This window comes from Bacillus cereus group sp. BceL062 (assembly GCF_051780025.1).
GTDB classification, from domain to species: Bacteria; Bacillota; Bacilli; order Bacillales; family Bacillaceae_G; genus Bacillus_A; species Bacillus_A toyonensis.
Window position 1 is genome coordinate 261,685 of sequence record NZ_JBPWGY010000009.1, and the last position, 13,722, is coordinate 275,406.

Consider the following 13,722-nt stretch of genomic DNA (forward strand, 5'->3'; position numbering starts at 1 on the left):
AAATATTAACTAGATGAAACACACATAACGTCATTATAAAGTAGAAAAACTGCGGATGTAAATGAAAGGAGGGATTTTGTCATATTTTCTGCATAGGTCATTTTTTCTCATTTTTAAAAATATTTGTGGGCATTTGACATATATATAAGATACATCCAATCTGAATATTTAAAATGGAATTAGCATTCGAGCTTGTTCGTGTAGGAGTGTCAAATAGAAAGGAATGACAAAGATGATAAGGAAGGGATCGTATGGATGAACAACGATTTTTATTTTTAGATTTTGAGTTTACGATGCCCCAGCATCGAAAGAAACCAAAAGGATTTTTCCCGGAAATTATTGAGGTAGGACTCGTCTCGGTTGTAGGTTGTAAGGTAGAAGATACGTATTCATCACATGTCAGGCCGAAAACATTTCCTTCTTTAACAGATCGATGCAAGAAATTTTTAGGAATTAAACAAGAAATCGTGGATAAAGGAATTTCATTTCCTGAACTCATTGATAAACTTGCAGAATACGAAAAAAGATGTAAACCGACCATTGTAACGTGGGGAAATATGGATATGAAAGTGCTGAAGCATAATTGTGAAATGTCGGGAGTAGCTTTTCCGTTTTTCGGACAGTGTCGTGATTTATCGCTTGAGTATAAGAAGTTTTTTGGAGAAAGAAATCAAACAGGATTATGGAAAGCGATTGAGGCGTATGGAAAAGTAGGAACGGGTAAGCATCATTGTGCGCTAGATGATGCGATGACGACGTACAATATTTTTAAATTAGTAGAAAAAGATAAAGAGTATTTAGTGAAACCAGCACCTCCAACATTAGGGGAACTCGTGGACTTTTCAAAAGTGTTAAAGAAAGTGAGTACACAGTAACGACCAAATTGCACAGTATGTAATTTGGTCGTTTTGTTTTTTTAAAGTTTGTAGTCTTTTTTTAACTGCTCTAATGTTTCTAGACTACGAACCGCAAAAGGTGAATCATCTTCAGAAAATGAATTCATTTGAGTTTCTAATGCTAATTTGAGTGAATCTGTATAATCTAGAATCTCTCCTTCATATTTCTTCACCATTTGTTCTGGAATGTTCGTCTGTTCCCGGAAAGCTAAAGCACGTCTTTCATGGAAAAATGGTACGTCAGCTTGTTTTACGTTATGTAAGTCACCTTGCACCGGATGTTTTAAAACAGCTAATACTTTTACGACGTAACTGCCCGGGCGGCTATTTGTGACTTCGCCGATGTATTTTCCCGTTTTATAAATACCAGTAACGATTTCACCAATTTCAAATGTTTCTCTCATATTTTTCACCTCAAGTTTATAGTAAGGAAAGTAGGAGAAGGAGTCAAAGAAATCATTCGCTTTCGGAACGCCCCCTTGAGAATATGAATTGGTTCAACTATAATTTAAAATAATATAACAGAAAATTCTGATGGTTTTTGAATCCTACAATAAGGAGTGTTTCATATGATGCCTTTATATTTTCCGGAAGATAAAACAGAATATATTATTCCAGGGATTGTTTGCGTTCTATTTATCATTGGTGCCGTTGCTACGTGGCGTATGTTCATTCGTGTATCCAAACGAGAAGCAGAGCGATTACAGAAAGTAGAAGAAAAGCTTTTAGCTGAAAAGAAACGGTAATTCATTTTTGTATGTTTCCCTCTATGCTCGGACAATCTAAGGGCAGAATGTATTTTGGAGGGAATAGAATGAAAAGACGGCTTTTTTTCAGTTGTTGTTTATTATTTCTGATGGCAGGTTGTGACCAAGGAAAGCCGAAAGAAATTGAAGTGAAATTACATAATGCTTCAGGAGATGAAGTAGGGACTGCGAAAGTAGTTCAGCAAACAAGTGGAGTGAAAATTACGATTAAAGGGGAAGGTTTCGCGCCTGGTCCGCACGGCATACATGTACATGAAATTGGAGAGTGTAAAGCGCCTCGTTTTGAATCGTCTGGTAATCATTTTAATCCAGATAATAAAAAGCATGGCTTACTCAATCCGAAGGGTGCGGAAAATGGTGATTTACCGAATGTAATTGCAGATGGTTCTGGAAAGATTAAAGCGGATATCGATGCACCGCACATAACGCTTGAAGAAGGGAAAACGACGATTCATAGAAAAGATGGAGCGTCTATTATTATTACTGAAAACCCTGATGATGGCATGACACAACCAACGGGTAAATCTGGTGATCGAATTGCTTGCGGTGTGATTGTAAAAAAAGCGTCGGATATGAAGAAAAAGTAAAAGCTACCGTGGATGGTAGCTTTCTTTGTGAAACGTAATTGGAAATATATCAGCAATTATTGGGATATATCGACCGCAACTCAAAATATATCGGCGATTATTGAAATATATCGACCGTAACTCAAAATATATCAGCGATTTTTAAAATATATCGATTTACCGACAAAAATTGAGAAAGGAGCCTGCCCCAAATTGATTCGTGGGCAGGCTCCTTTCTTATTATGAAAACGTATGGCGCAGTCTGTTTAAAATTTCTTCTAAAACAGATCGTGGGCAGCCAATGTTAATTCGAATATGTTCTTCGCCGCCTAATCCGTACTTTTCACCAGGTTCGACGATAAGTTTTCCTTTTTCCTCAAGTAACGTGGTGCGCTCGTTTTGAGAAAGTTTTAGGTGAGAACAATCAATCCATAATAAAAAGCTACCTTCTGGCTTCGTTACGGAAAGAGTAGGTATGTGATTTTTGATATATTCACAAGCGAATTGAGCGTTATCTTCTATATATAGTCGGATTTCATTTAGCCAATCATTACATTCTGTATAGGCGCTTTGCATCGCGGTATAAGCAAATGTATTTAGCCCATGGAACCCTTGTCTATATTGAATAGACGTAAAGGTATTACGTAGTTTTTCATTTGGAATAATAATGATAGATGCTTGTAATCCAGCTATATTAAATGTTTTACTTGGAGCCATACAAGTAATGGTACGTGCTGCTAATTCTTCAGATAAAGAGGCGAATGGTGTATGAGTACGATCTCCGTAAATAATATCGGCATGAATTTCATCTGAGACAACAATTACATTATATTTTGTACATAACGCTCCGAGCTTCATTAGCTCGTCTTTCGTCCAAACGCGTCCAATAGGATTGTGAGGACTACAAAGAAGCATTAGTTTAATCCCTTGTTGAAATTGTTTTTCTAAATGATCGAAGTCTATCATATATGCGCCATTTTGTTTATATAATGGGCTCACGCATAATTGTCTGTTGTTTGTTGTAACCATTTCGAAAAATGGAGGATAAATAGGTGGTTGTACAAGAACGGGTTCGTTTTCCTTTGTGAAAGCTTGTACGCTCGTACTAAGAGCTGGAACGATCCCCGCACTAAATACGATCCATTCTTTTTGAATATCCCAGTCGTACTGTTTTTTTGTCCAGTTACAAATAATGTCTCCAATATGTTCAGGTGGAAGTGTATAGCCAAAAATAGGGTGTTCGATACGTTTTTGTAATGCAGTTTGAATTGGTTTTGGTACTTCAAAATCCATATCGGCAATCCAGGCATGAATGAGTTCTTCGTTTTTATAAGTATCCCATTTTGTACTATGTGTTCCGCGCCGATTTACCGTTTTATGAAATAGCTGCATATGTTTGCCCCTTTCTTCTGTGAAACTGCTAAGTTATGAAAGTTCTCTCTCTTCTTATAGAATAGCTGATGTGATAGGATAAAGAAAAGTATTAAAAAGTGAAAAGGCGGGAAGTAGATGGGTACATATGAAAAGATGATAGAGGTTGTGAAGAATTGGGATCCGTTTCGAATGGGACCGGAGTTTTATGAAACAGAAGCGAGCGATGTAGTGAACGTCGTAACTGTGTTTGACGATTCGAAATATATTGCAAAGAAGATTCAACATATATACTTTATGTCTTTTGAGGAAGTACCTGCGCTTGAAAAATGTGAGAAATTAGCTGAAGAGTTACTTGTATTAAAAGAAGGCGGAAGTTGCTCATTATAGGCTGTCGGAATTTCCGACAGCCTTTTTAATATTATCTCGCTATTTGCCGGGCAGTAAGACCCCCACCTAAAAAGACGGTTGAGGCAAAGAAGTGAGGTGGGAGATCCACTGCTCGTAAAAGCCCAATTGGTGCGGGCTAATAATCAGCGGGGTGAAACATTCCGCTGATTAAAGTTTCACTTTATTGCGCGGAAAAAGCGATAATTTCTTCATAAACATGTTCAGGCTTTTCCTCAGGTAGTAAATGCCCTGTATTTTCGTAAGAGATGAATGTTGAATTCGGTAAATCTTTATGGAGACGGTGTCCTACATGTACAGGGACGACGCGATCTTTTTCACCCCAAATGAGTAGTATAGGCGTTTCAATTTTTTGTAATTCAGTTGAAGATAAGTCACCTTCACGGTCTCGTATCATGCGAGTTAGGGCGGGGAATATACGGTTGTCATAAAAAGGAGCGGAGTAGCCTTCCTTCATTTCATCATCAATTAATGAGTGATCATGAACGACATTCATTAAGTTATGAACAATCCCGCGCCTTATAATCCAGTTCTTTACGTATAAATGAAAGAACGGTAAATAAGAAGAATACAGTAAAGGTAAGGTTGCGCGTGCTAAATAGCTAGAGCTACATAGTAAAATCGTCTTTGAGATTAGTTCAGGACGTATACGGTTTACATAGAGAGAAATTTGCCCGCCCATAGAATGCCCAATTAACACAATATTTGAGAGAGATAAATGTTCGATTAAATCGATAATAATGGTTGCTAAATTGTGATAAGAATACTTAAAGAGATGAGACTTATCACTTTTTCCGAATGGAGGCAAATCAAGAGCCAGTACTGTTCCTGCTGTCGATAGTAAAGGAATGAGACGGCGGTAACTGAATGAGGAAGATAAAAAGCCGTGAACGAGTACGAAAGTAGGACGTTTTGTTTTATTTTTATGTTCATACAATTCGTAATGAATAGTAGTGCCGCGAGTGGAAAAAGTGAAATAAGGACAAGTATATTCATGATTCATTTTTTGTCACTCCATTGATTTTTGTTCATATCATCTCCAAGGTAGAAAAAAATATGTTAACAAAAAAAGGCAAGATGACATTGTCATCTTGCCTTTCGCTTATTCATCATTACCCGCGAACAATATTAGGCGGTGTTTTTCCTTGTAACCCTGCAACTAAATTTTCAGCGGCTGTCATGGCCATTTGCTGCCGAGTTTTTAATGTCGCAGATCCGATGTGCGGTAAAGTCACAACATTTTGTAATGATAAGAGCGGATTATCTTTTTGAATCGGCTCTTGTGTAAAAGTATCAATGCCTGCTGCAAAGATTTTCTTTTCTGTTAAGGCATGGATTAAAGCTTCTTCATCTACTGTTTTCCCGCGAGAAGCATTAATGAAGATTGCTGTTTCTTTCATTAATGAAAATTCCTTTTCTCCGATAAGATGATACGTTTCATCTGTTAATGGAGTAAGAAGAACAATAAAGTCAGACTGTTTTAGTAGCGTATGTAAATCACAATATGTAGCATCAAATTTTTGTTCTGCTTCTTCTTTACGACGACGGTTATAATACAGGACGTTCATATCAAATCCGAATTTTGCTCGCTTTGCAACAGCTTCTCCAATTCGTCCCATTCCGATAATACCGATTGTACTATGATGCACATCTAGTCCGAAATGTTCTTTTCCGATTTCAGCGTTCCACTCACCATTTTTCACATAGGAATCGAGTTCGCAAACACGACGACCTGCAGATAACATAAGAGCGAAAACGAGGTCAGCTACTGTATCATCCAATACGTATGGTGTATTCGTTCCGATGACATTTCGCTTTTCCATCGCTAGTAAATCAAAATTATCATAGCCAACAGAAATGTTACTCACTACTTTTAATTTCGGTGCTACATTTAACAATTCTTCATTTATGGCAGATCCGAAATTTAATAACCCATCTTTATCTTGTATCTTCTCTAATAGAACATCACGAGGTACTTTCTCATTTTGATTCCATGTTTCATAATCACAGTGTTCTGATAAATAGTTTTCTACAAATGTTGGAACTGGTTCAGCGATATATACTTTTGGTTTCACGGTTCCATCCCCTCTCACTTTTATCCCTTGTTAACGGACAATAAGCCTCCCGCCCCTAAAAATGCCTGAAGCAAAGAAGGTAGGGGGAGACTAACTGCCCGTAAAAGCCCGATTGGTGTGGGCTAATAATCAGCGGGATGAACCTTTCCGCTGATTAAAGTTTCACTTTACCCCGCATTAACGGACAGTAAGCTTTCCGCCTTGAAGAACAGCTAAGGCAAAGAATATAAGTTGGAAAGCAACTGTCCGTAAATGCCCGATTGGATCAACTAATAATCAGCGGGATGAACCTTTCCACTGATTAAAGTTTCACTTTATTTTGACATAATTCTCTAAAAAAATCTTCTTTTCAAATTGGAAAGGGTATTTGTATAATTTAGACAGAAACGAAAAGGAAGGATGATTTATACGGTGACTGAAAAGGAATTAGAATTATTGGCTTGTCTTGAAAAAAGTAGTCGTTTGTCTGTAGATACATTGGCGAAGCTATTAAATATAGAAGTAGAAGAAGTGAAGAAGATGGTTGCGAAATTAGAAAGTGAAAAGATTATTGTGGATTATGTAACACATATTGATTGGACAAAAGTAAAAGAATATACGGGTTTAACAGCGATGATTGATGTGAAAGTTACGCCGAAGCACGGTGTTGGGTTTGATGCAGTTGCTGAACAAATTTATCGCTATTCAGAAGTGAAATCCGTGTATTTAATGTCAGGGACATATGATCTTTCTATTACATTAGAAGGAAAGACGATGGGAGAAGTAGCGATGTTTGTTTCTGAGAAATTAGCAACGATTGAATCTGTCGTTTCTACAACAACTCATTTCATTTTGAAGAAGTATAAACATGAGGGAATTATTTATGAAAAAAACGATGATGATAAGCGAATTGTGGTGACACCATGAAGCAGTTTGAACTATCTAGAGTAGCAGAATCTTTACAACCGTCTGGTATTCGAAAGTTTTTCGATTTAGCCGCAAGTATGAAAGGTGTTATTTCACTTGGAGTGGGAGAGCCTGACTTTGTTACACCTTGGAATGTAAGGCAAGCATGTATCCGTTCTTTAGAGCAAGGATATACAGCGTATACAGCAAATGCAGGATTATTGGAGCTCCGTCAAGAAATAGCAAAGTATCTAAAAAAACAATTTGCAGTATCTTATGATCCAAACGATGAAATCATTGTTACGGTTGGAGCGAGCCAAGCGTTAGATGTAGCGATGCGTGCCATTATAAATCCTGATGATGAAGTACTCATTATTGAACCGAGCTTCGTTTCTTATGCACCGCTTGTAACATTAGCTGGAGGAGTTCCAGTTCCTATAGCGACTACTTTAGAAAAAGAGTTTAAATTACAACCCGAACAAATTGAAGCAGCTATTACAGCGAAAACAAAGGCAATTTTACTTTGTTCCCCAAATAATCCAACAGGTGCAATGTTAAACAAATCCGAACTAGAAAAGTTAGCAGTAATGGTTGAGAAGTACAATTTAATCGTATTATCTGATGAAATTTATGCAGAGCTTGTATATGACGAAGTGTATACGAGTTTCGCGAGCATTCAAAACATGCGCGAACATACGATTTTAATTTCGGGATTTTCAAAAGGATTTGCGATGACAGGATGGCGTCTCGGTATGATCGCAGCTCCCGTTCAATTTTCAGAGTTGATGCTTAAAATTCATCAATATTCTATGATGTGTGCACCGACGATGTCCCAGTTCGCAGCTCTTGAAGCATTACGCGGAGGGAATGATGAAGTCATTCGAATGAGAGATAGCTATAAGAAACGCCGTAATTTTATGGCGACATCTTTCAATGAGATGGGATTAACGTGTCATGTGCCGGGCGGAGCGTTTTATGTCTTTCCTTCTGTTGCCTCAACTGGACTAACTTCAGTGGAATTTGCAGAACAGTTATTACTAGAAGAAAAAGTGGCTGTTGTACCTGGAAGTGTATTTGGAGAAAGTGGTGAAGGATTTATTCGTTGTTCGTATGCAACATCGCTTGAACAACTTATAGAAGCAATGAAGAGAATGGAACGGTTCGTCGAGAATAAAAAAAGGACAAAACATAATACGTTTTGTCCATAAAAGGGGGGGAATACTAGAAAGCCATGTGTTAGTATTCTATCCCAATATTGGAGAATTATACGTGCTACAGGAAATTTTTTCGTGAATTTTGAATGAGTTCTGTCATAGTGGTATAATTTACTAATATAAGGTATGCGCCTGTTAGGTAGCGATACGTAACAGGCGTACTAATTAATCGGATATTTAAAATAAGTACATCTGTTTTGCAATCTACATTTGTAGAGAAAATGGTAAACGTATGGGAGTGTTTCATATGTCAGAACAATATACAACAGGAGTGGTTGTAACAGGGAAAGTGACTGGAATTCAAGATTACGGTGCATTTGTAGCGTTAGATGCAGAAACACAAGGACTTGTGCATATATCTGAAATTACAAATGGATATGTAAAGGATATTCATGACTTTTTGAAAGTCGGCGATACAGTAGAAGTAAAAGTACTTTCAATTGATGAAGAGCACAGAAAAATGAGTTTATCGTTAAAAGCGGCGAAAAGAAAACAAGGAAGGATTCTTATACCGAATCCATCTAAGGACGGATTTAATACGTTGCGAGAAAAGCTGACAGAATGGATTGAAGAGTCCGAGTTAACAAAGTAAAAGAGGAGCGCATATGAGCGTTCCTCTTTTACTTTATCTTATGATATATATTTGCAAATATGATTGCATGCAATCATATTCGTATGTCGGAGGTGAAAGGACATACTGGTTATCGAATTTCGTTTGTTTCTGGGTGTGTACCAAGATTTTCAGATGGTTTAAACAGTAAACCAAGATTGATAAGCCCAGATATACCAACGATGCCGTAAATAATACGTGCAAGAGCTGAGTTTTGTCCGCCGAAAATGGCTGCTACTAAGTCAAACTGGAAGAACCCGATTAGTCCCCAGTTTACTGCACCAATTACAGTAAAGACTAATGCGATACGTTGCAATGTACTCATGAAAAAGCCCCCCTTAATTGTGAAGCATGAGCAAGCGCTGAGTTAATCAACTCTTTTATAGAATGGTGCAGTTATGTTGTTTTTATACATAAAAAATGTGTGAAAAAAGGATGTATATACATCTATACCGAAAAATGCGAATTTTTATGCAAAAAATGAACTTTTTCTAAAAAATATATATTGGTTACGTTTACACTGGTTGAATCGCTTGATTTACAACTTCAGTTTCGCTAAAGTGAATACAGAAATACATATCCATAATTGGAGGGAAAAAGATGAGTACACATGTAACGTTCGACTATTCTAAAGCGTTATCCTTCATCGGTGAACATGAAATCACTTATTTACGTGATGCAGTGAAAGTAACACATCATGCAATCCACGAAAAAACTGGAGCTGGGAACGATTTCCTTGGGTGGGTAGAGCTTCCGCTTCAATATGACAAAGAAGAATTTGCTCGCATTCAAAAATGCGCAGAAAAAATTAAAAATGACTCTGACATTTTACTTGTTGTAGGTATCGGTGGTTCTTACCTAGGAGCACGTGCAGCAATTGAAATGTTAAACCATTCATTCTACAATACGCTTTCTAAAGAACAACGTAAAACTCCACAAGTGCTATTTGTTGGACAAAACATTAGCTCCACTTACATGAAAGATTTAATGGATGTATTAGAAGGTAAAGACTTCTCTATTAACGTTATTTCCAAATCAGGTACAACAACAGAGCCTGCACTTGCATTCCGTATTTTCCGTAAGTTATTAGAAGAGAAGTATGGAAAAGAAGAAGCTCGCAAACGTATTTATGCAACTACAGATAAAGCGCGTGGTGCATTAAAAACATTAGCTGATAACGAAGGTTACGAAACATTCGTAATTCCAGATGATGTTGGAGGACGTTTCTCTGTATTAACGCCAGTTGGTTTATTACCAATCGCAGTAAGTGGCTTAAATATTGAAGAGATGATGAAAGGTGCAGCTGCTGGCCATGACGACTTCGGGGCATCAGAACTAGAAGAAAACCCAGCTTATCAATACGCAGTAGTTCGTAACGCTTTATACAATAAAGGAAAAACAATTGAAATGCTTGTTAACTATGAGCCAGCACTTCAATACTTCGCTGAGTGGTGGAAACAGTTATTTGGTGAAAGTGAAGGAAAAGATCAAAAAGGTATTTTCCCATCTTCAGCAAATTTCTCAACTGACTTACACTCATTAGGTCAATACGTTCAAGAAGGTCGTCGTGACTTATTTGAAACAGTTCTTAAAGTGGGTAAATCTACACATGAACTGACAATCGAATCAGAAGAAAACGATTTAGATGGATTAAACTACCTTGCTGGTGAAACTGTAGACTTCGTAAACACAAAAGCATACGAAGGTACATTACTTGCACATAGCGATGGTGGAGTACCAAACTTAATCGTAAATATTCCTGAATTAAATGAGTACACATTCGGTTACCTTGTGTACTTCTTCGAAAAAGCATGTGCGATGAGCGGCTACTTATTAGGCGTAAATCCATTTGACCAACCAGGAGTAGAAGCATACAAGAAAAACATGTTTGCTTTACTTGGTAAACCAGGATTTGAAGAATTAAAAGCAGAATTAGAAGAGCGTTTAAAATAATAAAAAGCGACCGGATCTCCGGTCGCTTTTTATTATTTTACTGAAATGTCCATCGGTATATTCAAACTAGAATGGGTATGCTAAAGGAAAAGTCTTGGAGGGATGGGCTTGATTCCGATTCAATCAAAGTTAAAAGGACATACATATGCGTTATATAAGTTAGAAGAGGTTATGAAACCACTTGGATATAGTATTGGTGGCAATTGGGATTACGATAAAGGGTGCTTTGATTACAAAATCGACGAAGAAGATGGCTATCAATTTTTACGAGTGCCATTTACAGCTGTGGATGGGGAATTAGATGTGCCTGGTGTAATAGTCCGTCTTGAAACGCCGTATATTCTTTCGCATGTGTATCAAGACGAACTAGATGATAATGTGAATGCGTTAACAGCTGGAACGAGCGGATTTGATCAATTTGCTGAGCCGAAAGATCCAGATGGAGATGTGAAAAGTAAGTATATTAATATTGGGAAAGTATTAGTACAGGAACTAGAGCGTCACTTTTTTAATGGTGAATAACAATGAGTATGTCGCTTTCGATAAGAATGAAGGTATGGACTGGGTTAATCATATATTGGTCGTCACGCTTTATACCTAGTAAGAGAATGTTTTGTTTTAAAAGAGTATAGCTACAATTTGCAAAAGTTTGTCCGGTGCAAGGCGGAGAAAGCTCCATCAGTTGTAATTTGTTATCAGAGATTTCATCGTAAAGTGAGAATAGTACACCTGAAATAGAAGGAAATAAAAGAGAAGCGGTAAATACATAGCTCGTTAATTTATTTCCTTCTATAATTTCTGATACACCAGCTCTCGTTGCATTTTGAATTTGATCCGAAGTAAGAAGTTCAGCGATGCAATGAATGTTTGGATTAAGTCCTTTTGCAGTTAAAATATTTAAGATGGACTGTGTATCAGCTAAGCTTTCATTTTTTTCTTTATCAGCCGTTATTAATATGGTGTGTGCCGTTGTAATGTTAGCTTTTAATAACGTTTGATCGTGATGTGGACAACCTTTTATAAACTCTAAATGATGAAATGGTTTTGGAAGTAAAGAAAGTGTTTCATCAATTAAAACGATATCAAGGTTTGGTTGTAAGATGTGCATTTGTTTTACAACATGTTTTGCCCGTTCGTTCCAGCCGACAATAATCATATGACCGCTAGCAGTCGCAGCTTCTTCTCCTTTAACTTTCATATATTGTTTATTAATCATATCAGTGGCGAATAGAACCATATAATAAGAACAAAAACCGGTTCCAAATAAAATAATACTCATACCGATGAGTTTGCCTATTAGTGTATGTGGGGCAAAGTCACCATAGCCAACAGTGAAAATTGTAACGATTGACCACCAAATTCCATCAAACCATGTGGTGAAGTGCGATGGTTCTAATCTATGTATAAGAAAGCCGGAAAAAGCAGTAAGTACAACAATAAAGCAAATTAAACGAAAAATAATGGAATCACGAAATGTATCTACTAAATTTGGACGGGATTTCAATTGCCAATTCCTCCTTACTTTGCAGGACTACATTCATTGTTACCATTATAGAAAAAAGAAAAACTCTCTAATTTAAAAGAGAGTTTGTTTTCTATTACATACTTTCAACTTCAGTTTGTTGAACACTTTCAAGGTGTTGAAGAGCATAATAAACATCAGCAGTATGTCTTTTTTGATCGATAGATAATTTTAAATGTAAATAGTGCGAACCATTTTCCAATGTTTTGAGCTTCATGTTCTTAACTTTTATATCCATTTCTTTTATTTCTTCAATTACGATCGGGATATTGTCCATATTTCGTACAACAAGTTTCACTGCGATATCACGTTGACGAAATGACCTAGGTCCTATAAATTTCATCGTTAATGGTATAAGTTCTACACTAATCATAAGGAAGCACATTCCGAAAATCGCTTCAATATAGAAACCAGCTCCAACGGCAATGCCAATACCAGAAGCACCCCAAATCATGGCGGCGGTCGTTAGCCCAGCAATACTATCGTTTCCTCTTCGTAAAATAACACCTGCACCTAAAAAACCAATTCCTGATACAATTTGAGCAGCAAGTCGAAGGGGGTCCATATTCATATGGTCGGTATGTGGTAAATTGTAAGCTGCTTTAATAGAAACAATAGTGAGGAGGCAACTAATAATAGAGATAACTAAACAAGTTTTTAAACCAAGTGGTTTACGTTTTAATTCACGTTCTAAACCGATGGCGAATCCTAAAATAGCCGAGAGACCTAGTTTGAGTAATAAATCGGTATAGTCCATATGTATTCCTCCTTGTATGATATTTTATAGGAATAAAACGTTTATTATAGAAAGAAACGGTTTTTGATAGAGTAACTTTATATAGAATATATGTAGGAATTGCTTATACATGAAAGAGATATTTCGTTTAAGTATATGATATTAAAAAAGAAATGTGGGTGGTTTTAAAAAAAGTTTATAAAAGGTGTTGCATTTCAATTTTCACCATGATATATTAATAACCGTCGCTGATGCGGAAACGCAGAAAACGACAAAAAAGAAATTAAAAAACTTAGTTGACATCGAAAAATGAAGATGTTAACATAAGGAAGTCGCAAATGAGCGACCAAGTAGTTCTTTGAAAACTGAACGAAACAAACAACGTGAAACGTCAATTTTTATTTTTAGATGCTAGACAAACTAACTTTATTGGAGAGTTTGATCCTGGCTCAGGATGAACGCTGGCGGCGTGCCTAATACATGCAAGTCGAGCGAATGGATTGAGAGCTTGCTCTCAAGAAGTTAGCGGCGGACGGGTGAGTAACACGTGGGTAACCTGCCCATAAGACTGGGATAACTCCGGGAAACCGGGGCTAATACCGGATAATATTTTGAACTGCATGGTTCGAAATTGAAAGGCGGCTTCGGCTGTCACTTATGGATGGACCCGCGTCGCATTAGCTAGTTGGTGAGGTAACGGCTCACCAAGGCAACGATGC

The 13,722-nt window shown here is 37.1% G+C and carries 16 protein-coding genes and 1 rRNA gene; 10 read left to right on the forward strand and 7 right to left on the reverse strand.

Going from position 1 to position 13,722, the window contains the following annotated elements:
* Nucleotides 1-251 precede the first annotated feature (251 nt).
* Nucleotides 252-875 (forward strand): 3'-5' exonuclease KapD, encoded by a 624-nt coding sequence (kapD, locus tag ACS2MN_RS21440; RefSeq protein ID WP_000344367.1) that lies wholly within the window; start codon nt 252-254, stop codon nt 873-875.
* Between the two features lie 41 nt (nt 876-916).
* On the opposite strand, the gene ACS2MN_RS21445 is transcribed toward kapD, so the two are convergent.
* Nucleotides 917-1,300 (reverse strand): kinase-associated lipoprotein B, encoded by a 384-nt coding sequence (locus ACS2MN_RS21445; protein ID WP_001209336.1) that lies wholly within the window; start codon nt 1,298-1,300, stop codon nt 917-919.
* A gap of 165 nt (nt 1,301-1,465) precedes the next feature.
* Here ACS2MN_RS21445 and ACS2MN_RS21450 point away from each other — a divergent pair, with 165 nt between their 5' ends.
* Together ACS2MN_RS21450 and sodC are read left to right on the forward strand one after the other, a co-directional pair.
* On the forward strand, nt 1,466-1,642 hold the full coding sequence (locus ACS2MN_RS21450; protein WP_000982764.1) for a hypothetical protein: 177 nt from the start codon (nt 1,466-1,468) through the stop codon (nt 1,640-1,642).
* A gap of 68 nt (nt 1,643-1,710) precedes the next feature.
* Complete coding sequence (gene sodC, locus ACS2MN_RS21455) at nt 1,711-2,250, forward strand: superoxide dismutase [Cu-Zn] (RefSeq protein ID WP_000829097.1); 540 nt, start codon at nt 1,711-1,713, stop codon at nt 2,248-2,250.
* A gap of 219 nt (nt 2,251-2,469) precedes the next feature.
* Here the strand turns inward: sodC and ACS2MN_RS21460 are convergent, their stop codons facing one another.
* Nucleotides 2,470-3,621, reverse strand: a complete 1,152-nt coding sequence (locus ACS2MN_RS21460) for a MalY/PatB family protein (RefSeq protein WP_001175855.1) — start codon at nt 3,619-3,621, stop codon at nt 2,470-2,472.
* Between the two features lie 117 nt (nt 3,622-3,738).
* On the opposite strand from ACS2MN_RS21460, the gene ACS2MN_RS21465 reads away from it, so the two are divergent.
* Nucleotides 3,739-3,990: a YugE family protein gene (locus tag ACS2MN_RS21465; protein ID WP_000537646.1), complete on the forward strand. Its 252-nt coding sequence runs from the start codon at nt 3,739-3,741 to the stop codon at nt 3,988-3,990.
* A 181-nt stretch (nt 3,991-4,171) separates the two neighbouring features.
* Here the strand turns inward: ACS2MN_RS21465 and ACS2MN_RS21470 are convergent, their stop codons facing one another.
* Nucleotides 4,172-5,011 carry an alpha/beta fold hydrolase gene (locus tag ACS2MN_RS21470; protein ID WP_001015214.1) on the reverse strand — a complete coding sequence of 280 codons (840 nt, stop codon included), beginning with the start codon at nt 5,009-5,011 and terminating at the stop codon, nt 4,172-4,174.
* A 109-nt stretch (nt 5,012-5,120) separates the two neighbouring features.
* Nucleotides 5,121-6,101 (reverse strand): 2-hydroxyacid dehydrogenase, encoded by a 981-nt coding sequence (locus ACS2MN_RS21475; protein ID WP_002049319.1) that lies wholly within the window; start codon nt 6,099-6,101, stop codon nt 5,121-5,123.
* 381 nt (nt 6,102-6,482) lie between these two features.
* On the opposite strand from ACS2MN_RS21475, the gene ACS2MN_RS21480 reads away from it, so the two are divergent.
* The 3 genes from ACS2MN_RS21480 to yugI all read left to right on the forward strand — a co-directional run bounded on the left by ACS2MN_RS21480 (nt 6,483) and on the right by yugI (nt 8,774).
* Nucleotides 6,483-6,989, forward strand: a complete 507-nt coding sequence (locus ACS2MN_RS21480; RefSeq protein WP_002049317.1) for an Lrp/AsnC family transcriptional regulator — start codon at nt 6,483-6,485, stop codon at nt 6,987-6,989.
* The gene (locus ACS2MN_RS21485) at nt 6,986-8,176 is read left to right on the forward strand and encodes an aminotransferase (RefSeq protein WP_000808547.1); all 1,191 of its coding nucleotides are present in this window, start codon (nt 6,986-6,988) and stop codon (nt 8,174-8,176) included. Before ACS2MN_RS21480 ends, ACS2MN_RS21485 begins: the two co-directional genes overlap by 4 nt.
* A gap of 253 nt (nt 8,177-8,429) precedes the next feature.
* Nucleotides 8,430-8,774, forward strand: a complete 345-nt coding sequence (yugI, locus tag ACS2MN_RS21490) for a S1 domain-containing post-transcriptional regulator GSP13 (protein WP_000003767.1) — start codon at nt 8,430-8,432, stop codon at nt 8,772-8,774.
* A 109-nt stretch (nt 8,775-8,883) separates the two neighbouring features.
* Here yugI and ACS2MN_RS21495 read toward each other — a convergent pair whose 3' ends face one another.
* Entirely contained in the window at nt 8,884-9,117 is a 234-nt protein-coding gene (locus ACS2MN_RS21495; protein ID WP_000105788.1) for a DUF378 domain-containing protein, read from the reverse strand.
* A 275-nt stretch (nt 9,118-9,392) separates the two neighbouring features.
* Between ACS2MN_RS21495 and ACS2MN_RS21500 the strand changes: the two genes are divergently transcribed.
* Together ACS2MN_RS21500 and ACS2MN_RS21505 are read left to right on the forward strand one after the other, a co-directional pair.
* On the forward strand, nt 9,393-10,745 hold the full coding sequence (locus ACS2MN_RS21500; RefSeq protein ID WP_000103665.1) for a glucose-6-phosphate isomerase: 1,353 nt from the start codon (nt 9,393-9,395) through the stop codon (nt 10,743-10,745).
* Between the two features lie 108 nt (nt 10,746-10,853).
* Nucleotides 10,854-11,267 (forward strand): YugN-like family protein, encoded by a 414-nt coding sequence (locus ACS2MN_RS21505; protein WP_000612324.1) that lies wholly within the window; start codon nt 10,854-10,856, stop codon nt 11,265-11,267.
* Here the strand turns inward: ACS2MN_RS21505 and ACS2MN_RS21510 are convergent.
* A complete protein-coding gene (locus ACS2MN_RS21510) occupies nt 11,254-12,249 on the reverse strand; it encodes a potassium channel family protein (RefSeq protein ID WP_000842336.1) in 996 nt (331 codons plus the stop codon). The two genes, ACS2MN_RS21505 and ACS2MN_RS21510, sit on opposite strands and share 14 nt — an antisense overlap.
* Nucleotides 12,250-12,343: 94 nt before the next feature.
* Entirely contained in the window at nt 12,344-13,024 is a 681-nt protein-coding gene (locus ACS2MN_RS21515) for an MgtC/SapB family protein (protein WP_000386692.1), read from the reverse strand.
* Between the two features lie 405 nt (nt 13,025-13,429).
* Between ACS2MN_RS21515 and ACS2MN_RS21520 the strand changes: the two genes are divergently transcribed.
* Nucleotides 13,430-13,722: ribosomal RNA gene (locus ACS2MN_RS21520) — 16S ribosomal RNA — on the forward strand; the annotation flags it as partial.

Bases quoted from the DNA above. Each gene is read 5' to 3' on its own strand.
- sodC (WP_000829097.1), top strand. From the start codon at position 1,711: ATGAAAAGACGGCTTTTTTTCAGTTGTTGTTTATTATTTCTGATGGCA.
- ACS2MN_RS21450 (WP_000982764.1), top strand. From the start codon at position 1,466: ATGATGCCTTTATATTTTCCGGAAGATAAAACAGAATATATTATTCCA.
- ACS2MN_RS21515 (WP_000386692.1), bottom strand. From the start codon at position 13,024: ATGGACTATACCGATTTATTACTCAAACTAGGTCTCTCGGCTATTTTA.
- yugI (WP_000003767.1), top strand. From the start codon at position 8,430: ATGTCAGAACAATATACAACAGGAGTGGTTGTAACAGGGAAAGTGACT.
- ACS2MN_RS21495 (WP_000105788.1), bottom strand. From the start codon at position 9,117: ATGAGTACATTGCAACGTATCGCATTAGTCTTTACTGTAATTGGTGCA.
- ACS2MN_RS21445 (WP_001209336.1), bottom strand. From the start codon at position 1,300: ATGAGAGAAACATTTGAAATTGGTGAAATCGTTACTGGTATTTATAAA.
- ACS2MN_RS21470 (WP_001015214.1), bottom strand. From the start codon at position 5,011: ATGAATCATGAATATACTTGTCCTTATTTCACTTTTTCCACTCGCGGC.
- ACS2MN_RS21465 (WP_000537646.1), top strand. From the start codon at position 3,739: ATGGGTACATATGAAAAGATGATAGAGGTTGTGAAGAATTGGGATCCG.
- ACS2MN_RS21460 (WP_001175855.1), bottom strand. From the start codon at position 3,621: ATGCAGCTATTTCATAAAACGGTAAATCGGCGCGGAACACATAGTACA.
- ACS2MN_RS21485 (WP_000808547.1), top strand. From the start codon at position 6,986: ATGAAGCAGTTTGAACTATCTAGAGTAGCAGAATCTTTACAACCGTCT.
- ACS2MN_RS21500 (WP_000103665.1), top strand. From the start codon at position 9,393: ATGAGTACACATGTAACGTTCGACTATTCTAAAGCGTTATCCTTCATC.
- kapD (WP_000344367.1), top strand. From the start codon at position 252: ATGGATGAACAACGATTTTTATTTTTAGATTTTGAGTTTACGATGCCC.
- ACS2MN_RS21480 (WP_002049317.1), top strand. From the start codon at position 6,483: ATGATTTATACGGTGACTGAAAAGGAATTAGAATTATTGGCTTGTCTT.